The organism is Saccharibacter sp. 17.LH.SD, from assembly GCF_009834805.1.
Classification (GTDB): domain Bacteria; phylum Pseudomonadota; class Alphaproteobacteria; order Acetobacterales; family Acetobacteraceae; genus Saccharibacter.
This window is the reverse complement of record NZ_WVHO01000011.1, coordinates 44,307-64,356: the sequence shown is the minus strand read 5'-3', so window position 1 is coordinate 64,356 and position 20,050 is coordinate 44,307. Positions and strand designations below refer to the sequence as shown.

Here is a 20,050-nt window from a genome sequence, read left to right as displayed (position 1 = left end):
GTCCTTTCTAAAGGAATCGTTGTCTCGTCTTTCAGGATATGAGGGTTTACAAAGAATTTGGGATGCCATTCCAAGCGCACGTCTTGTTGGAGGATGTGTGCGCGACCTTCTTTGTGGCAGGGCTGTGCGTGATGTCGATGTTGCAAGCCCTCTTCATCCGCACGATGTGCAAGAGCGTTTGGAAAAGATAGGGGCAAGGGTTGTTCCAACAGGCCTTTCTCATGGGACGGTCACAGCGGTTATCAATCATCAACCTTACGAAATAACGACGTTGCGGCGCGATGTAGAAACAGACGGGCGTCATGCTGTCGTAGTTTGGACGAATAGCTGGGAAGAAGATGCCGCACGGCGGGACTTTACGATCAATGCTATGTCGATTGATCACGAGGGTGTTCTTTATGATTATTTCGGTGGGAAGACCGATTTAGAAGCACATAAAGTAAGGTTCGTCGGGAATGCAGAGAGTCGTATTGAAGAAGATGCTCTTCGATCGTTACGATTTTTCCGTTTTCAAGCACGTTATGGCGATGAAGAGGTGGATCCGTGCGCTTATGCGGCCATCGCAGAAAAACGTGACCTCATAACGCGGTTGTCCGTTGAACGCGTAGCGTCTGAGTTGCTGAAAATTTTAAGTGGCCCACATGTGGGGCGTACGATTCGCCTTATGTTGTCAGCTGGTGTTCTGCCGGAAATTTTACCGCACCCTCATGTAGATCTGTTAGAGGATTTGCTTAAAACGGGTCATCCATCAGAACCGTTACCACGTTTATATGTATTAAGCGGTGGAGACCGCTCCGTTGGTGAACTGTTGAAACTGTCGAATGCGGAGCGCAGTGCATTGCAGGCTTTTGCGCGCTCTGAACCAGAGTTATTTCTGTCAGCGTCTGATGATGATTTACGAAGAATTCGTGCGTCGCAGTCATTACCGCTTTTGGTTTCACGGAGCTGGTTACAGCAAGCGCGTTCGGTTATAGGTCCCGATCCGCAATGGGATCAGTGGCGCCAACGGCTTGAGGCATTGCCGCAACCCGTTTTTCCCCTTTCTGGGCGTGATGGTTTAATGATTGGTCTTGCTTCTGGGCCTCAGTTGGGGAGGTGGCTCAAGAAGGCGCAACAATGGTGGATGGCGGAAGGGTGTCGCCCAGACCACGGTATGTGTCTTACATGGCTTAAGGAGCAGGTTTCGCGGGAAGGGTGAGACTGCTACAGTCTGCCCCATGAAGCAGCAGAAATACGCGGACCTCGCCAGCCTTCCTTTGATACGCCGAATATGGAAAGAGGAGGTGAGCCGTCACTGGGGGCGTGTCTTAGCCGTGCTGGGGCTTACCATCGCTATGGCGTTATTGACGGCGGTCTATCCGCTGGTAATTAAGCGTGCCATCGACATGTTTGCGGCCCATGACCGGCGTATCCTGTATCAAGTTCCCATTCTTGTAGTCATTGTGACAAGTTTAAAAGCACTGGCGCAGTATGGACAAAGTGTTGCTGTTCAGGGGCTTGTGCTTCAAGTTATCAGAGGACTGCAAGAGCGTATGTTTTGCCATACGCTGGAAGTGGACGTTGCGCGTATTGAACGCGAAGCCCCTGCACAGTGGGCTGCACGTTTTACCAGTGATGCTCTTACGATTCGTGAGGCTCTCATCCGATCGGTTAATGCGTTGGGTGATGTCGTGACGGTGATTGGTTTGGTGGCGTCCATGATTTGGACGGACTGGGAGCTGAGCCTTATCGCTGTCATTTTATACCCTCTTGCCACAGTTCCAGTGCAAAAATTAGGGAAGCGTGTTCGCCGGGCATCAGGTGGGATGCAGGAGCAGGTTGGCCATACCTCGACATTGTTAAATGAAAGCTACGCCTTAGCACGGCAAATTCGCATTTATCGGATGGAGAAACATGAGCATAGGCGTATTGGGCGGGAGTTAGACCGTCTGCATGATACGTTTCTCCGCATAGCCTGTAACCGGGCTCGGTTAGATCCCATGTTGGAAGTGATTGGGGGAGCTGCCATTGCTTTTGTCTTGGGTTTTGCTGGATGGCGCGCTGCTATGGGAGGGGCGACATTAGGCGATTTTACAGCTTTTATTGCGGCACTCTTCGCTGCTTCTCGTCCGTTGCGCGCTCTTGGATCGTTGCATCACGCGTTACAAGAAGGTCTGGCTGGGATGAGTCGGGTTTTTGCGGTTATTGATGAACCGTCATCTATTCATGAGCATGAAGGGGCAGTGGCTTTACCCGATGGGGACGGACATCTGACTTTTAGCGATGTATCGTATCATTATGGGAATGGGCAGCATGGGCTTCATGATGTGACGTTAGATGTGATGCCGGGCCAAACCGTGGCGATTGTTGGGCCAAGTGGTGCCGGTAAGTCTACAGCCTTATCCCTGATTCCACGTCTGCATGATGTGACGAGCGGGGCGATTACAATAGAGGGCGTTGATCTCCGTTATCTCACATTGGCGAGTTTGCGTGATCATATTGCCTATGTCAGCCAAGAAACGGCACTGTTTGATATGTCCGTCATGGATAATATTCGCCTTGGGCGCCCCAGTGCATCGGATGAAGATGTTGAGGATGTCTGTCGGGCAGCCGCTCTCGATTTTATCGACGCACTTCCAGAAGGAATACACACACGTATTGGCGTGGGAGGGCAACGTCTTTCAGGAGGGCAACGTCAGCGTGTAGCCTTGGCGCGGGCTCTGTTACGGAATCCACGTATTCTCTTATTGGATGAAGCGATGAGTGCTTTAGATTCTGAAAATGAAGTACGCGTCCAAGAAGGATTACAGGCCCTAAGACAAGGGCGGACAACGCTTATTGTCGCTCATCGTCTTTCGACCGTGCAAACGGCCGATCAGATTGTCGTGCTTGATCAAGGGCGTGTTGTAGAGATCGGCACGCATGCCGATCTTCTACAAAAAGAGGGGCTTTATGCGCGTTTGGTGCGGATCCAGTCTTTAGGAGATGCGTGAAAAATTTTTTCTAGATCAGGAAGAATGGTCTCGTAAACGGTGCGTTTAAAGCCGAGATTATAGGTTCCGCTGAGGATGTCAGAAGGGGAGACCCAGCGCCATGTGTTGAACTCGGCGGGATCTTGCACATCAAGGCGGATATCTGAATCCTGTCCGGTGAAACCATAGACAAACCATTTCTGGCGTTGGCCGCGGAAATGTCCCCCGAGAGCTTTGCCAATAAGATGATCAGGAAGGTCGTAAGAGTACCAATCCTCACGCTCTCCTAAAAGAGTAGCGTGATTGGCCCCAATCCCAATTTCTTCCATCATTTCGCGTTGAGAAGCTTGATGAGGGGTTTCGCCCTCATCAATTCCGCCTTGTGGGCATTGCCAGATATTATCTGGCGTGTCTGCGCGTCGTGCAAAAAACAACTTCCCTTCTGGGTTGAAGAGAGCAATGCCAACATTGGGGCGGTAAGGAAGAGCAGAAGTTGATGTCATTTATGTGCTCCTTCTACGGGAGTTGTCGTCATCATATTGAGAAGGTGAAGGGCCTGCTGAAGTTGGAAGTCCGTTTCTGGTTTCTTCGGATCGTAAGCTGGCCATTTCTCCGGTGGAAGATGAGGGATGGTCTTAGCAGCCGCAGGAAGGTCCTGACGGAGTGTCTCTTTGGTGGTGGTGCTTCCGATATTAGTGAGCACATGAGCAAGATCAGACTCATGATAGGAATAAGCGCTATCGTCATCATGCGTTGCCTGTACGACAATATCTGGTGTGATCCCCAGCCCTTGGATGGAGCGCCCAGAAGGTGTGTAATAACGTGCCGTTGTAAGGCGAAGAGCACCTTGATCAGCAATTGGAATAATCGTTTGTACGGATCCCTTCCCGAAGGTTCGCTCTCCCATAATGATGGCACGGTGATGGTCTTTGAGAGCGCCCGAAACGATCTCACTGGCTGAAGCGGAGCCAGCATTGACGAGGACAATGATGGGCAGACCATTTGTAATGTCTGTGCCTTTTGCATCCCAATGTTGGTTATTTTCAGGATGACGACCGCGAATGGAGACGATCTCTCCTTCTTTGATAAAGTCACGGGAGACGGCAATGGCTTGATCAAGCTTCCCGCCAGGGTTGAAACGGAGATCAAGAATTACTCCGTTAAAGGTTTTTTCTGGTGTTTGTGCGATTTTCTTACGGAGTTGATTGTAAGCTTTGTGCATCTCACGCTCGAGAGAATCATCAAATTCGGTGAGGCGCAGATAGGCTGTACGTCCATAGAGGGCGGAGCGGACAACCTGTGTATGAATAATTTCTCGAGTAAGCGTGATTGTTTCAGTTTTCCCAGTTTTGGGGCGTAGAATTGTTAAGGTTATTTTTGTGCCAGGATTGCCGCGCATTTTTCGGACAGCCTGGTCCAGTGTCAGGTCGGCAATGCTTTTATTATTGACCATGGTGATGACATCACCTGGCTGGATGCCCGCGCGAGCACCAGGGGTATCATCAATAGGTGACACAACGCGGACATGCCCTGAGTCGGCTTGAACTTGCAGCCCGAGCCCACCGAATTGCCCAGAAATTTCATCCTGCATATCGTGCAGTTGCTGAGCATTCATATAGGCGGAATGGGGGTCAAGTTCGCCTACCATTCCATCAAGGGCATTTCCGATAAGTTTCTTGTCGGTAATAGGCTGGACGTATTCCGAATGAACGATATCCATAACCGTGCCGAGAAGAGTCAGCATTCGGATCGTTTCGGCGTTATTGTCTTTTTCAGGCTTCCCATCTTGTGCCGCTGCGGGAAGGAAAAAAGAAGGTAGGCCTGTAGACCAGATACCGGAGCTGGCACCCGCGCCAGCTACAAAAGCAAGACCCAGCATAAGGCCAGTTTTAAACTTCATAAGAGCGCCATCCTCGCCATGGAAGAGGAGAAAGATCAGATCAATCAAACGTAAGTGATAGAGACATGTAGTAAGCCTAGCTTACAGTCTTTCTGAAAAAGGTGAAACTCCTCCAAGAGCGCTTAGACCAAAAGAAAGAGAGATTACCCTTTAAATAAAGGGAAAAGACTATGGAGAGGAGGTCAAGAAAGGTGTGGGGTTTGTAATGTGGGAGCCTTGACGAAATTGAACAAACAAATCGCCTCCATGACTGGGCATATAACCCAAGAGGGCATTGCGTTTCACAGGTTGATCAGAGTGCACGACAATTTGTCCTAATCCGGCAAGAACAAAACGCTGACTATGACCACAATCTAAAATGACCATAGGGCCAAATGAACGGAAATCACCGGTAAAAAGGAGACGACCGGAGCATGGAGCGCTCACAGTGACGGCTGAGTTCGTACGATAGGTGAGGCCGGTAGAAGGACCTGCTTCAGTGTTTTCTCCCCAATGAATGAGTAAGGTTCCTTGAACAGGGGCTGCTCCTTGTCCTTTAGCCACACCGTTTCCGGCACTGAGATTCCGAGCGGCTTGTTCGGCTTGGCGTGCTTTGGCTTTTTTGTGGGCTTGTCGCAAGCGCCGGGCTTCCGCTTTGAGACGGCGGCGTTCTGCTTCTTCTCGGCGAGCAAGTTGTTCAATGGCATTTGTGAGTGACTGCATATTTTGTCTGGATTTTTCAAGCAAGGAACGAGCCTGCAATACGGCTTGTTCATCAGCTTGATGCATACGCTCGATTTGCTCTTTTTGAGATGCTTCGAGTGCTTGTTGTTTCTGTTGTAAGAGGCGCTGCTTTTCGATGTATTGGCTTGTGCGATCAAGTTGTGTTTGGCGTTGATGCAGTGTGCGGCGTTGATGTTCGAGTTGCGTCAGTTTTTGCTGAGTGAGGCGTATCTGTGTGGTTAAAAGCGGGAAAATGAGAGCAGGGTCATTTTCAGGTCCAGCAGGAGATGTTTCAGAAGGCAGTAAAAGGGGTGTCTCCGGCGCGGTATTAAGCTGCTGCAGTGTAGGAAGGAGCTGCGCCATCTCTATCGTTTTCTGATTTTCTTCATGCTCTAGCGACGAATCATGTGCTGTAAGACGAGAAATGAGCCGCGTTAGAGAGGTTAAGCGAGTTTGTGTGCGTAGAAGTGCTTGTTGTAAATGGCGCTGATGTAGTTTTTCGAGTTTGAGCTGGTGCTGGCTAAGGCGAGCGTGCTTGATGGCGTCTTGGGCCTGAGCTTCACGTTCTTTGAGCTGTTGAAGTTCTCGTTGTAAAGATTGTTGAAGGGCCTGGCGTGAGGCTAGGGATGCGGCCAAAGCCGGTGAGGTTTCATCACCGAGTGCTACGCCCGAGAGGCTTCCTGTTATGATAACAAGCGTTATCACGCGTCGTATTAGAGGTGAGAAGAGCAACGTTACCATTGTTAACGGTGTTGAACCTCTATCTAAGGAGGGTGGTAGACAGTATCGCTAAGAAGATCACAGTAACAGGTTTAGTATCTGCTGCTCCAGATCAGGGGAAAATCATATCGTCCTGAAAGAAGGCAATCGGATGGCGTTTAACATTTTTGTCGCTACATCGTATAGTTTATAAGGCATTCGTCTCTTTCGTATAGAGAGGATATACTGTCGTGTGATCAATAATGGAGTGATTTTGATAATGCCCAGTCAAAAAGAAGAGACGACAGAACTAAGTGACGAGCAGCTTCGTATTCTACGGGACCATGGTACAGAGCGCGCTGGAACAAGCCCGTTGAATGATGAAAAGCGCGAGGGTTGTTATTTTTGTGCTGGGTGCGGAGAAGCTGTTTTTAGTTCTGAGGCAAAATATGATAGCGGCTCAGGTTGGCCGTCATTTTTTCAAGCATTGGAAAAAGCGGTGGATCTCTCAGAAGATACTCGGTTTGGGATGTATCGTGTGGAGGTTCATTGTGCGTGCTGTCGTGGTCATTTAGGCCATCTATTTCCCGATGGGCCACGTCCTACGGGACAGCGCTACTGTATCAACGGACTTGCTTTAAATTTTGTTCCCAGTGATTCTCCCGAAAAATAAGGAGAGCTCATAGCGAGCTTGCTGGATAATTTTTGTATTTAGTTAATTAAAATGGAGATCAATCAGCGCGGCACTTAAGCCACGCTGATTGGACACAACTTACTTAACGAGGCGCTGCGTCAACTTAGCAACGTGCTCACCAAGGAAGCTTGCGCCTTCGCCTTCAGTGGTGCTAACGGCGCGTGAGCCATCTGGGCCAGCAATAGTGCTGGCACCGTAAGGTGTGCCACCTTCAACTTCGTTGATCGCCATTTGACCTTGGAAAGAGTAAGGCAGACCTGTGATGACCATGCCGTGGTGAAGCAGGTTGGTTAGCAAGGAGAAAAGTGTTGTCTCCTGACCACCATGCTGGCTTCCTGTAGAGGTGAAAGCAGCTCCAACTTTTCCAATAAGAGCGCCCTTGAACCACAAGCCGCCGGTCTGATCGAGGAAGTTAGCCATCTGAGAAGGAAGACGACCGAAACGTGTAGGCGCACCAAGGATGATAGCGTCGTAGTTTACGAGGTCTTCTGGGTTAGCAACAGGTGCGCTTTGGTCCAGCTTGAAGTGGTTTTTTTGAGCAATTTCTTCTGGAACGAGCTCAGGAACGCGACGAACGTCAACCGTTGCACCGGCACGTTTTGCACCTTCAGCAACCTTGTTTGCCATTGTTTCAATATGACCGTAAGTGGAATAATAAAGAACTAATACGCGAGGGCTAGACATAACTTAACTCCTAAAAATAAACCGAGTGACCCCGGCTCTATGGCAATGAAGCGTAAATGCGCTTTGAATGTAAGGGAATGTTCGAAACAGAAACCCTAGGTTTCAATTCGTTACATGTCTTTCCATCAGACACCCGCTGTGTAGGGGATACTAGTCCCGTTTAACGTCATAGTGAAGGGCAAGTTCGTGCTCAATTTGGAGAGCATGCTCTGTGTCGCGTGCTTCAATCATAACGACGAGCTCTGCTGTCTGGACGGAAGGAGAAGCAAAGAGTCGATGATGTGAAACTTCGATGATGTTCCCGCCAAAATCACCAATTTTTTGAGAAATATCGGCTAATAATCCTGGGCGATCGGGAATTTGGAAAATAAGACGCAGGATGCGTCCGTCCCGTAAAAGGGAGCGCAAAATAACGTTAGCGAGAATGCGCGCGTTGATATTGCCCCCTGAGAGTGGGAACCCGACGTTAAGGCCCTTAAAACGCTCTTGGTTAGCGATTAACGCTGCAAGAGGGGCGGCACCCGCTCCCTCACATACTTGGCGAGCTTTTTCCGCCAGGGTTGTGATGGCGCTTTCAACCTGTAGTTCATCAACTACAAAAACGCCATCGAGCTGGTTTCCAATGATGTCTAAGCAATGATGGCCTGGTTGAACAACGGCGATACCCTCTGCGATGGTAGAGCCGGCGCGTACAGCAACAGGCGGCTGCGGATAATCCCTCAAAGGTGAATAGGCAGCAACTTGAACGCCGAAGATTTTTACATGCGGACGAAGCGCCTTCAAAACAGTTACAAACCCTGCCATGAGGCCGCCGCCGCCAATAGGGACGATGACCGCTTCTAAGTCAGGTGCATCTTCAATCATTTCCAGAGCGCACGTACCCTGGCCTGCAATGACGGCAGGATCATTGAAGGGATGGATGAGTGTACGCCCTTCCTTATTTCGCAAGTCTTCAGCTGTTGCGCTCGCTTCATCAAAATTATTGCCAGCCAGAACAACACGAGCTCCCCAGCTTTGGGTCGCGCCGACTTTTGTTGCTGGCGTAAAGCGAGGCATGACGATGGTGGCGTCCAATCCAAGCAAGCTGGCTTGGCGTGCGACCCCTTGGGCATGATTACCAGCAGATACTGTGATCACACCGCGTTGGCGTTCTTCTGGCGTTAATAACGCCATGCGGTTCGCGGCGCCACGTTCTTTAAAAGAACCAATGGCTTGGAGATTATCGAGCTTTAATGTGACCTCTGCCCCTGTCATACGAGAAAGAGCAATATTGCGAATGGTGGGCGTCCGCGCAATGGTAGTCGCAATACGCTTTTGAGCATCGCGTACATCGCTCAAGGTAACTTTTCGAGTATGAGAAGCAGAGGTAGTTATCACTTATAGGTCACTTTCAAGATTTCATAAGTGCGATCTCCCCCTGGTGCAGGGACAGATACAGAATCACCAACTTCCTTGCCGATAAGAGCTTTAGCAAGGGGCGAAGAGATAGAAATACGATTCTCTTTAATATCGGCCTCGTGAGCACCGACAATCTGGTAACAGCGCTCTTTGTCCGTTTCCTCATCAACTAATTCGACCGTAGCGCCAAACTGAATGCGGTTGCCGGAGAGCGTTGCTGGATCAATGACTTCAGCCGTGGAAACGAGGCTTTCAAGTTCGATAACGCGTCCTTCAATGAAGGATTGACGCTCGCGAGCTGCATGATATTCGGCATTCTCCGAGAGGTCGCCGTGAGAGCGCGCCTCGGCGATCGCGCGGATCACAGCAGGTCGGTCTTCTGTCTTTAGCTGGCGTAACTCATCTTCAAGGCGTTTGAGCCCTGCGGCGGTCATGGGGCTTTTTTGCACGATGCATCCCTTAAGATCAGATTGTGAAAACGACAAACAAAGATACATCCCCGACCCCGTGCTCTAGGAAGTGGAATTTCTGGAACACGGGGTCGGGGATTCGGTACAGATGTTGAGGTTAGGATAACCAGCACAACCGGCAGGCTGCAAGTTTCCTGATGATGTTAGAAACCGCCGTGGAAATATGACTGCAGTGGAGCCACTCCCAAGGGGCCTTTCTTTAAAGCGGCGATGGCGTAAGTTGCAGCACGCGCCCCAGCGATCGTGGTATAGTGAGGAACGCCCATTGTCAGAGCCGAGCGGCGGATGTCAAAACTGTCACGAGCGGCTTGGCCACCTTGTGATGTATTGATGACCATTTGTACCTCGCCTGAGCGAATGGCATCGACGCAATGTGGGCGTCCTTCCAATACCTTATTGATGCGTGTGACAGGGATCCCAGATTCTTCTAGACGACGGGCTGTATTACGGGTCGCCAGAATGGTGAAGCCCATCTCGACAAGTTTACGCGCAACAGGTTGGACGTGAGCCTTATCGCTATCGCGCACAGAGAGAAAAACATTGCCTGTTTGCGGCAGGTTGACACCAGCTGCGAGCTGAGATTTTGCAAAAGCGGTCTCAAACGTGCTGTCGAGGCCCATGACCTCACCGGTGGAGCGCATTTCTGGGCCGAGGATTGTGTCCACACCAGAGAAGCGATTGAAGGGGAAGACGGCTTCTTTGACAGCAACATGAGGAGCGATGCTCCGCCCTTCAAGCGAGAATTCCGAGAGTTTGGCTCCAGCCATAATCCGTGCGCCAATTTTTGCGACAGGAACCCCTGTGGCTTTAGCGACGAACGGCACCGTGCGGGATGCCCGAGGGTTTACTTCCAGGACAAAGACTTCGTCATTTTTGATGGCATATTGCACATTCATCAGACCACGAATTCCGAGCTCTCGGGCCATGGCCTCTGTCTGCGCGCGGAGTTCTGTCACAAGAGCAGGTGATAGTGTGTAAGGCGGAAGAGAACATGCTGAGTCACCGGAGTGAATACCCGCTTCTTCAATATGTTCCATCACACCAGCGACGAAAACATTTTCCCCATCCGCGATACAATCGACATCTGCCTCAATGGCATCATTCAGGTAATGGTCAAGAAGGATCGGCCCTGTGGAGACTTCTTCCCCGGCTGTGCGGAGAACGGTGTTTAGATAATGTGTAAGGCCTGCAGGGTCGTAGACGATCTCCATAGCGCGGCCACCCAACACGTAAGAGGGACGCGCAACGACAGGGTAGCCAACTTCTTCAGCAATCTTAAGTGCTTTGTCAGGATGATGCGCAATGCCGTTCTTGGGCTGCCGCAAGCCGAGCTTACGAAGCATGGCTTGGAAACGTTCGCGATCTTCCGCACGGTCAATGGCATCAGCGGGTGTGCCGAGAAGGGTAATCCCGGCTTCTTCTAGAGCACGAGACAGTTTGAGAGGTGTCTGGCCGCCATATTGGACGATACAGCCAATAACGCGTCCTTTGGACTTTTCTGTGCGCGCGAGGGCGATAACATCTTCTGCTGTGAGAGGTTCGAAATAAAGGCGGTCTGAGGTGTCATAGTCTGTTGAAACCGTTTCTGGGTTACAATTGACCATGATGGTTTCAACGCCTGCTTCGCGCAGGGCATAAGCGGCGTGAACACAGCAATAATCGAACTCAATACCTTGCCCGATACGGTTAGGGCCGCCACCAAGGATGATAACTTTGTCGCGCTCTGTTGGGTGGCTTTCGCATTCAGGTGTCCCAAAACCACCCTCGTATGTGGAATAGAGGTAGGGGGTGTCAGAAGCAAACTCTGCAGCACATGTATCAATCCGACGATAGACGGGGTGAACATCAAGACGTTCGCGGAGAGATTGAACTTCCTTAACGTTTTTGCCGGAAAGACGCGCTAATTGACGGTCAGAGAACCCTTGAGCCTTCAGTTGACGAAGGCCGATAGTGTCTTGTGGTAAGCCGTTTTTCTCAATGTGACGTTCAGCGGCCACAATAGCCTCAACCTGCCGGAGGAACCAAGGCTCGAAGTGGCATGCATGTTGAATATCTTCGAGAGACAGCCCCGCGCGGAATGCTTGAGCAACCATCAGAATACGTTCTGGGCGTGGCTCAGACAGTGCAGCACGATATGCGTCAGGAGATCCATCGCCAGGTGGGTCTACGGGATCCAGGCCAGTAAGGCCGGTTTCCATAGAGCGAAGGCCCTTTTGAAGAGATTCGGCAAAGCTCCTTCCTACAGACATAGCTTCCCCAACCGATTTCATGGAGGTGGAGAGCAAGGCAGGCGTGCTAGGGAACTTCTCAAAAGTGAAGCGAGGGATTTTGGTGACGACGTAATCAATCGTCGGCTCGAAGCTTGCCGGTGTTGTTCCCGTGATGTCATTGGTAAGTTCATCAAGCGTGTAGCCAACCGCTAATTTGGCGGCGATTTTCGCGATTGGGAAACCCGTCGCCTTCGATGCGAGAGCCGAAGAGCGAGAAACACGCGGGTTCATTTCAATGACCACCATGCGGCCATCTTCAGGATTCACACCAAACTGTACGTTGGATCCGCCAGTTTCAACACCGATCGCGCGCAAGCAGGCGATAGAGGCATCGCGCATGCGCTGGTATTCTTTATCCGTCAGGGTCAAGGCAGGGGCAACGGTAATGGAGTCCCCTGTATGGACGCCCATTGGATCGATATTTTCAATGGAGCAGACGATGATGCAGTTATCTGCACTATCGCGCACGACCTCCATTTCGAACTCTTTCCAGCCGATAACGGATTCTTCAATCAACACTTCCGTTGTAGGCGAGGCGTCGAGGCCGCTCCGGACGATGTGATCAAACTCTTCAAGGTTATAGGCAATGCCGCCACCTGAACCGCCCATGGTGAAGGAGGGGCGGATGATAGCGGGAAGCCCTGTATTCTTAACGGCCTCACGGGCTTCTTCAAGTGTATGAGCAATGGCGCTGCGAGGGCTCTCAATTCCGATTGAGTCCATGACCTCACGGAATTTGAAGCGATCTTCTGCACGGTCAATAACGTCGGCGCGTGCGCCGATCAACATGACATTATGCTTTGCTAAAAAGCCAGATTTATCCAAGGCCATAGCGGCATTGAGCGCTGTTTGTCCCCCCATAGTTGGAAGAACAGCGTCGGGTTTTTCCTTGAGGATAATACGTTCGACAAATTCTGGCGTAATGGGCTCAATATAGGTTGCGTCTGCTAACCCGGGATCCGTCATGATCGTCGCAGGGTTAGAGTTCAGAAGAATGACACGGTAGCCTTCTTCTCTGAGCGCCTTACAGGCTTGGGCGCCGGAATAGTCAAATTCACATGCCTGGCCGATAATAATCGGGCCAGCACCAATGATGAGGATGGAGCGGATGTCAGTGCGTTTTGGCATGTTTTAGGCTCCCGTTTTCTGTGCTGTGGCTTGGTCGTTGGCGCGACGGTCCATAATGGTGACGAAACGCTCGAAAAGGTAGAAACTATCCGTGGGCCCTGGGCTGGCTTCGGGATGGTATTGTACGGAGAACGCTTCTTTTGTGGTGGAAGCAATCCCTTCATTAGACCCATCAAACAGGCTGATATGGGTTATTTTAACGTCGTTAGGTAAGGATTTCTCGTCGACAGCAAAACCGTGATTCTGGCTTGTAATTTCCACCTTACCTGTTGTGAGGTCTTTTACAGGTTGATTGGCTCCGCGGTGGCCGCGGTCCAGCTTGTAGGTTGAACCACCAAGGGCGCGTGCCAGGAGCTGATGCCCTAGGCATATTCCAAAAATTGGGACATCCGCCTTGAGGACAGCTTGAATGGCGGGCACAGCGTATTCTGCCGTTGCGGCGGGATCACCAGGGCCGTTAGAGAGAAAGACACCTTCAGGGTTTAGCGCCAGAATATCGTCCCCTGTGGCTGTGCCCGGAAGCACATGGACGTCGCATCCTACAGCGACGAGACAGCGAAGAATGTTATCTTTCGCGCCGTAATCCAAGGCGACAACACGGCGTTTAACTTTTTTCGCAGGATGGGTGTTCTGCCAGACTGTTTCTGTCCAGTGGCGTTTGCCTTGGGAAACGTCCTTGACAAGATCCATGCCAACAAGCCCGGGCCATTCCTGAGCTTTCTTTTGCAGCGCTACGACGTCGATCTGACCATTCTTGGGGAAGCTTAAGACGGCGGATTGGGCGCCATGGTCACGCAATTTGCGGGTGATGGTGCGGGTGTCAACGCCGCTAATTCCACTGCGATTTTGGGCAATGAGCCATTCGTGAAGAGGGCGTTGTGACCGCCAGTTTGCTGGGGCGGTTACGTCTTCTTTTACAACGAGCCCCAAGGCTGCCATGTGCGGGGCTTCGTTATCTTCTGAGTTAGTACCAACATTTCCAATATGAGGGAAAGTGAAGGTAATGATTTGTCCGGCAAAAGAGGGGTCAGTGAGTGTTTCTTGGTAGCCGGTCATCCCAGTGGAAAAACAAAGCTCCCCTACAACAGCGTCATTGTGGGCGCCAAATCCGCGTCCCCATAGGGTCGTGCCATCGGCCAGAACGAGGGCGGCTGTTGCGCCGGGAGGGCAGGAATTAGAAGATTGCGTCATGGAAGAGGTCTCCTCTGAACTATCGTTGAGATCTGCCAGAGTGATTCCCGGCACGTGGAGAAGGGCAGGCCAGTGTTTTGCTGGGATAGCACCAGACTGACGCCATTTGCGTACAGCCTCGCTACCAACGCCCGTGAGCTGGGCGATCGTGTTGACGCCACCAGCCTTTTTAATGATTGAATCAATATTCATGAAGTGTTCTGCCTCGTGCCGCATTTCGGAGACTGGTTGCACATCATAAGGGAAGAAGGAGGGGTTGGGAAGTTTTTTCCTGATCTGAAAGTAAGAAAGTGCCTAACATTTTTATTGGGAAGTTTTTTCCCATGAATGTGGCTTCTCATCGACAGCACTGATCGAATCCCTTAGACTATAGGCCTCAATTATAGTGCATTCATTTAAAGATGTTAGGAGCAAATGATGTCTATTCGTGTCCGTATTATGGATGATCTTAAAAGCGCTATGAAGGCAGGTCAGTCGGAGCGTGTTCAGCAGCTCCGGGCGATAACCGCTAAGATTAAGGATCTTGATGTTGCAGCACGTGCGACGAAGGCTGAGGTTGATGAAACAGCTATCCTTATGGCGCTGCGTTCCATGATTAAATCACGCACCGAGTCAGTTGCCCTTTACAAGCAGGGAAATCGTCCTGAATTGGTGGAGAAAGAAGAAAAAGAAATCGCGTTGATTGAGTCTTATCTCCCAGCGGAACCTGATGATGAAGCCTTAAAGGCAGCTATTGCTGAGGCTGTGTCAGAAACTGGGGCTAGCAGCATGAAGGATATGGGTCGGGTGATGGCTGTGCTTAAGGAGCGTTTTGGCGCAGCGCTTAATGCCGGAAAGGCCAGTGGGCTCGTAAAAGCTCAGTTGGGATGATGCTTCTGCTTTGAAGGTGAGGCGGAACATTTTACGCTCCACTGACTTTTAGGCGCTGTATTTCCTTCCATCTACTGAATGGGGTGGAGGGATTTATCTTCTTTTGCCGGAGATAAGAGGAGAGGCCCTCTATTCATATCATAATGAAGGAAAGGGCTTTTCAAGTTGCGTTTAAAGCCTCACATGGAGAGGTATGGCTCTTGATCCTGCTTTTCTTGACGAAATACGCCAACGAACGCCCCTGACGTCTCTTATTGGGCGCCGTCACAAGCTGACGCGTTCGGGACGGAATTGGAAGACATGTTGTCCGTTCCATGGAGAGAAAACCCCTTCTTTTTATATTTATGACGATCATTTCCATTGTTTTGGCTGTGGTGTGCACGGAGACGCGATTACTTTTGTGATGCAGAGCGATGGGAGTAGTTTCCCAGAGGCTGTTGAGCGGTTGGCATCAGAAGCTGGGCTGGAAATGCCTAAGGCAGATCCTCATCAAGAGGAACGAATACAAGAGCGTCTGTCACTTTTGGACGTCTTGGAGAAGGTGCAGGCATGGTATCGCCGGAAGCTCTATCAACCTGAAGGGCGGGCAGGTCTCTCTTACCTAGAAAAGCGTGGGTTGAACGAGGCGACACTTGAGCGTTTTGGGATTGGTTGGTCGGGTGATGGTCGCTCACTGATTGATGCGATGCATCAAGAAGGGGTAACGGTCGAACAGCTTACGCAAGTTGGCTTGTTGCGTGTCGATGATCAGGGGAAGTCCCGCGGGGAGCTGTTTTTTAACCGCGTAACCTTTCCTATTCGTGATCAAAAGGGGCGCGTCATCTCATTTGGCGGGCGTATCATTGGTGATGGCCAGCCCAAATATCTCAATGGTCCGGAGACGCCCCTTTTTTCGAAACGCCGGACATTGTTTAACCTCAACTATGCGATGACGGCTGTTAGGAAGCAGGAAGCAGAGCTCATCGTCGTTGAAGGCTATATGGATGTTATTGCTCTTGACCAAGGCGGCTTTAAAGGGGCTGTGGCGCCTTTAGGGACCGCTCTTGGAGAGCAACAGCTGGAGTTGTTGTGGCGTCTTTCTCCTGCGCCGATATTGTGCCTTGATGGTGATGCGGCTGGGATGAGGGCGGCGTTGCGGGTATGCGAAACGGCATTGCCATTTTTATCCCCTGAAAAAACACTTTGTTTTTGTCGTCTTGAAGCAGGAGATGACCCTGATAGCGTCATTCAGCGTGAGGGTAAGCAAGGGATGGCTGCCTATTTGGGTGCCGCACGTCCTATGGCTGATGAGTTATTTGCGCTACTGACGGCTCATGAAGTTGATCCTGGACCAGAACGGCGTGCAGCATTGCGAGAACGTCTTGTTGCGTTAGCCCAGAAAATTCCAGATCGTAATTTATCGAGTGAATATCGCAGCACCTTTTTAGACTTATTTTTCGCGCGTTTTCGGCGAAGGCGTGGTCTCCCCATGAGGCAAGAGAGAGGAAAGCCTGAAACGAGGCAATTAAATGGTCAGCTTGTTGCAGAGGGGGGGACAGAGCGTCTTAATATCATGACGGCTTTGCTTTTGAGGCACCCAGAGATACTTCCTCATGTTGAACATGCTTACATGCAGCTTGCCTTGCCTGACCCATTGGAGAGCATTCGAGCGGCTCTTTTAGATTGGGCAGGGCAGAGTGATGTTTTAAATGAAGAATCATGCCTTTTGTGGATGAAAAAGCAGGGGTTAGAAAACTATTGTCATTCCTTGATGCAAGGGCCACTCCCACGTAAGTGTCGTGTTGATGGTGGTTCAGATGACATATTCCGTGTTGGTATTCTGGAAAGTTGGTGGCATTTTTACGGTCTTGTGAATTTTGTCGATTTTGAACGGGATGTGCAACAATCTGTGCAGGAAGCGATCATGCATGCATATTCTTCCGCCGAATCGGAAGAGGGGGGAGAATTCCCGTCAGCTATTTTAGCCCGTATGCGTGTTCTAGAGGCTTTGAGAAGAGGAGAGCAACTTGAATTGGATAATGGGACGGATCCATCCTTATGAAGCGCACAGGACTGCGGCCAACGACCGAGAATAAGCAGACGGTTTTGGTCGAAATAAGAGATAGTCGTTATTAGGAAAACCGATTTATATCCCTATGAGCCCTTGACTTGGGGCTCAGGATTGCCCACTTGCACGCTGCCCGATTACTGGCTTTTGGGTAGAGTTGACGGAGAGACGCATGGCCATGAAATCAGCCTCTGGAACGGAACGAAATGCACCCGATCAGGATGCCTCTCCTCTTGATGTGCAATCGAGCGCCGTAAAGAGATTGATTGCAAAGGGGCGTCAGTCTGGAAATATTACGTTTGATGAGCTCAATACGGTTCTTCCTCAGGATAAAATGTCTTCAGAACAGATTGAAGACATTATGGCGGCCTTGTCCGAAATGGGCATTCAGGTTGTTGAAAGTGCAGAACGTGAGGAAGATGGAAGCGGTGATTCTGCGCCGGCAGAGAGCTCGGAGAGCAATGATGAACAAGAAGAAACAGGCAACATAGACGCCGCGGCGGCAAGTCGAACAGACGACCCTGTACGCATGTATTTACGAGAAATGGGAGCTGTGGAGCTTCTCTCTCGTGAAGGCGAAATTGCTATTGCAAAACGCATTGAGGCGGGACGTGGAGAGATGATTAACGGGCTGTGCCACAGTCCGTTGACGTTCCGTTCTATCCTGGGCTGGTATGCGCAGCTTAAGGATGAGAGCCTCCTTCTGCGTGATGTGATTGATTTGGAGGCGAGTCAGAGTGATCCAGAGGAAGCTGGTGAACTTGAGGAGTTGCCTGGAGATGCTTCCGAGGATGACACTGAGAGTGATGATGAAAACGTCGGTGACGATGGTGAAGAAGGTGCCGGTGAGGGGAGTAATTTGTCACTCTCTGCACTTGAAGAAAAATTAAAGCCAGAAATTATGCTGCTTTTTGAAGCTTTTGAGCCGCTTTATCAAAAGCTTTCTCGGATGCAGAGTAAACGTGTCGAGGCATTAATGGCGGGGGAGGAAGCCTCCGATCGTGCAGAGAAGAATTACGCTAAGTTGCGTGGGGAGCTTGTTGCTCTCGTGGGGCGCATGCGTCTTCATAATAATCGCATTGAAGAACTTGTTGAAGCGATCAAAGCACACGTAAAGCGTCTTAACACGCTGGAAGGGCGTATGTTGCGCTTGGCCGAGGGATGTAAGATTCCTCGTGAAGAATTCATGTCGCGTTATCGTTATCATGAGCTTGACCCAGAGTGGATTGAAGGCATCAAGATGTTGCCTGGGAAGGGTTGGAAGACGCTCACAACGAAGCATATTGATCAGCTCATTGGGTTGCGGAAAGAGGTTGCAGATTTGGCTTATGAGACAGGTCTGCCCGTTAGTGAGTTCCGTGGCGTGTATCAGACTATTTCGCGTGGTGAGCGTGACTCGACACGCGCGAAAAAAGAGATGATTGAAGCCAATCTACGTTTGGTGATCTCGATTGCTAAGAAATACACTAATCGTGGACTACAATTCTTGGATTTGATCCAGGAGGGTAATATTGGCTTGATGAAAGCGGTTGATAAATTTGAGTATCGCCGCGGGTATAAGTTTTCGACCTATGCAACGTGGTGGATTCGCCAAGCGATTACGCGATCAATTGCCGATCAGGCGAAGACCATTCGTATCCCTGTCCATATGATTGAGACAATCAACAAATTGGTGCGTACGTCGCGCCAGATGTTGCACGAAATCGGTCGTGAGCCTGCACCGGAGGAGTTGGCTGAGAAATTGGGCATGCCTCTTGAGAAGGTGCGTAAAGTTCTCAAAATTGCCAAAGAGCCTATCTCACTTGAAACGCCTATTGGTGACGAAGAAGACAGTCATCTTGGAGATTTCATTGAGGATAAGACGGCGATCATCCCACTGGATGCGGCTATTCAGACCAATCTTCGCGAAGCAACAACGCGCGTGCTGGCCTCGCTGACGCCACGTGAAGAGCGTGTGTTGCGTATGCGCTTTGGGATTGGGATGAATACTGATCATACGTTGGAGGAAGTTGGGCAACAATTTAACGTGACGCGTGAGCGTATTCGTCAGATTGAAGCGAAGGCTTTGCGTAAATTGAAGCACCCAAGTCGAAGCCGTAAATTGCGTTCTTTCTTGGATGATTGATCTCGATTGAATTTTCTTGCCTTTAGCCATTTTTCGTGGTTAAAGGCGCCTTTCCCTGCCGTGAGGATATGGCGTCTTCGCGGCTATACCCGCATTCTCTTAGTCATTATGGGGAGTGTGAGGCCAACATGGGTTGGCTTGGGTTGACTGTATCCGAAGGGAGTGTTCATGCCACTTTATGAGAGCGTGCTTATTGCACGAAATGACGTCTCTCAGGCTCAGGTTGAAGCCTTGGTTGAGAACGTTTCCTCACTGCTTGGTGAATATGGTGGTTCCATCAGCAAGCGTGAGTTTTGGGGCCTGCGTACGCTGGCTTATCGCATCAAGAAGAATCGTAAGGGACATTACGTCCTTTTGGGGATTGATGCTCCAGTTGAAGCAATGCGTGAGATGGACCGTCAGCTCGGTCTGAACGAAGATGTTCTTCGTGTTTTGACATTGCGTGTTGAAGAGATTGATGAAGCTCCATCGCCTGTTCTTTCCCGTAAGGGAGATGATCGTGGGGAGCGTAATTCCCGCGGTGGTGGCGGACGTGGCGGACGTTATGAAAGTGGCCGTGGTCGTCGCTCGAATGGCAACGATGCGTCTTCTGAAGCACGTGAGCATACGGCTGGAGCGGAGTAATCAATCATGGTTGATACAACTGTAACCCCCGAAGTGAACCCAGCGACACGCCGTATGGCTGTTGGGGCGCGTCGTCCTTTTTATCGTCGTCGTAAGTCTTGCCCATTTTCTGGGGCAAATGCACCGAAGATTGATTATAAGGATGTACGTCTTCTGAGCCGTTTTCTGTCCGAGCGTGGGAAGATTGTTCCAAGCCGTATCACGGCTGTCTCGGCAAAAAAGCAGCGTGAACTGGCGCAGGCGATCAAGCGCGCCCGCTTCCTCGCTCTGCTCCCTTACGTTGTAAACTGAGGAGCA

At 50.6% G+C, this 20,050-nt stretch carries 16 protein-coding genes; 8 read left to right on the top strand and 8 right to left on the bottom strand.

Annotated elements, in window-relative coordinates:
• The first annotated feature begins 19 nt into the window (after positions 1–19).
• Positions 20–1,198, top strand: coding sequence for a CCA tRNA nucleotidyltransferase (locus GS501_RS07050; RefSeq protein WP_202405349.1), 1,179 nt, complete (start codon positions 20–22; stop codon positions 1,196–1,198).
• 19 nt (positions 1,199–1,217) lie between these two features.
• A complete protein-coding gene (locus GS501_RS07045; protein ID WP_160831171.1) occupies positions 1,218–2,972 on the top strand; it encodes an ABC transporter ATP-binding protein in 1,755 nt (584 codons plus the stop codon).
• On the opposite strand, the gene GS501_RS07040 is transcribed toward GS501_RS07045, so the two are convergent.
• The 3 genes from GS501_RS07040 to GS501_RS10135 form a co-directional block, all read right to left on the bottom strand.
• Positions 2,930–3,454, bottom strand: coding sequence for an RNA pyrophosphohydrolase (locus GS501_RS07040; RefSeq protein WP_160831170.1), 525 nt, complete (start codon positions 3,452–3,454; stop codon positions 2,930–2,932). The genes GS501_RS07045 and GS501_RS07040 overlap by 43 nt on opposite strands.
• Positions 3,451–4,851: a S41 family peptidase gene (locus GS501_RS07035; protein WP_160831169.1), complete on the bottom strand. Its 1,401-nt coding sequence runs from the start codon at positions 4,849–4,851 to the stop codon at positions 3,451–3,453. Before GS501_RS07035 ends, GS501_RS07040 begins: the two co-directional genes overlap by 4 nt.
• A gap of 168 nt (positions 4,852–5,019) precedes the next feature.
• Complete coding sequence (locus GS501_RS10135) at positions 5,020–6,258, bottom strand: peptidoglycan DD-metalloendopeptidase family protein (protein WP_160831168.1); 1,239 nt, start codon at positions 6,256–6,258, stop codon at positions 5,020–5,022.
• A gap of 274 nt (positions 6,259–6,532) precedes the next feature.
• On the opposite strand from GS501_RS10135, the gene msrB reads away from it, so the two are divergent.
• A complete protein-coding gene (gene msrB, locus GS501_RS07025) occupies positions 6,533–6,925 on the top strand; it encodes a peptide-methionine (R)-S-oxide reductase MsrB (RefSeq protein WP_160831167.1) in 393 nt (130 codons plus the stop codon).
• A gap of 99 nt (positions 6,926–7,024) precedes the next feature.
• Here msrB and wrbA read toward each other — a convergent pair whose 3' ends face one another.
• The 5 genes from wrbA to carA form a co-directional block, all read right to left on the bottom strand.
• The gene (wrbA, locus tag GS501_RS07020; protein WP_160831166.1) at positions 7,025–7,630 is read right to left on the bottom strand and encodes an NAD(P)H:quinone oxidoreductase; all 606 of its coding nucleotides are present in this window, start codon (positions 7,628–7,630) and stop codon (positions 7,025–7,027) included.
• A gap of 150 nt (positions 7,631–7,780) precedes the next feature.
• The gene (locus tag GS501_RS07015) at positions 7,781–9,004 is read right to left on the bottom strand and encodes a threonine ammonia-lyase (RefSeq protein WP_160831439.1); all 1,224 of its coding nucleotides are present in this window, start codon (positions 9,002–9,004) and stop codon (positions 7,781–7,783) included.
• Positions 9,004–9,477: a transcription elongation factor GreA gene (gene greA, locus GS501_RS07010; RefSeq protein ID WP_160831165.1), complete on the bottom strand. Its 474-nt coding sequence runs from the start codon at positions 9,475–9,477 to the stop codon at positions 9,004–9,006. The genes GS501_RS07015 and greA overlap by 1 nt, the downstream gene beginning before the upstream one ends.
• 164 nt (positions 9,478–9,641) lie before the next feature.
• Complete coding sequence (carB, locus tag GS501_RS07005) at positions 9,642–12,896, bottom strand: carbamoyl-phosphate synthase large subunit (protein ID WP_160831164.1); 3,255 nt, start codon at positions 12,894–12,896, stop codon at positions 9,642–9,644.
• A 3-nt stretch (positions 12,897–12,899) separates the two neighbouring features.
• Positions 12,900–14,279 carry a glutamine-hydrolyzing carbamoyl-phosphate synthase small subunit gene (carA, locus tag GS501_RS07000; protein ID WP_160831163.1) on the bottom strand — a complete coding sequence of 460 codons (1,380 nt, stop codon included), beginning with the start codon at positions 14,277–14,279 and terminating at the stop codon, positions 12,900–12,902.
• A gap of 225 nt (positions 14,280–14,504) precedes the next feature.
• Between carA and GS501_RS06995 the strand changes: the two genes are divergently transcribed.
• From GS501_RS06995 to rpsR, 5 genes are all read left to right on the top strand, one after another.
• Positions 14,505–14,957 carry a GatB/YqeY domain-containing protein gene (locus GS501_RS06995; RefSeq protein WP_160831438.1) on the top strand — a complete coding sequence of 151 codons (453 nt, stop codon included), beginning with the start codon at positions 14,505–14,507 and terminating at the stop codon, positions 14,955–14,957.
• Between the two features lie 193 nt (positions 14,958–15,150).
• Positions 15,151–16,998 carry a DNA primase gene (gene dnaG / locus GS501_RS06990; RefSeq protein ID WP_160831162.1) on the top strand — a complete coding sequence of 616 codons (1,848 nt, stop codon included), beginning with the start codon at positions 15,151–15,153 and terminating at the stop codon, positions 16,996–16,998.
• A gap of 178 nt (positions 16,999–17,176) precedes the next feature.
• A complete protein-coding gene (rpoD, locus tag GS501_RS06985) occupies positions 17,177–19,129 on the top strand; it encodes an RNA polymerase sigma factor RpoD (protein WP_160831161.1) in 1,953 nt (650 codons plus the stop codon).
• A gap of 168 nt (positions 19,130–19,297) precedes the next feature.
• Positions 19,298–19,753, top strand: a complete 456-nt coding sequence (gene rpsF, locus GS501_RS06980; protein ID WP_160831160.1) for a 30S ribosomal protein S6 — start codon at positions 19,298–19,300, stop codon at positions 19,751–19,753.
• 6 nt (positions 19,754–19,759) lie between these two features.
• Positions 19,760–20,044, top strand: coding sequence for a 30S ribosomal protein S18 (gene rpsR, locus GS501_RS06975; RefSeq protein ID WP_160831159.1), 285 nt, complete (start codon positions 19,760–19,762; stop codon positions 20,042–20,044).
• The last annotated feature ends 6 nt before the right edge of the window (positions 20,045–20,050 follow it).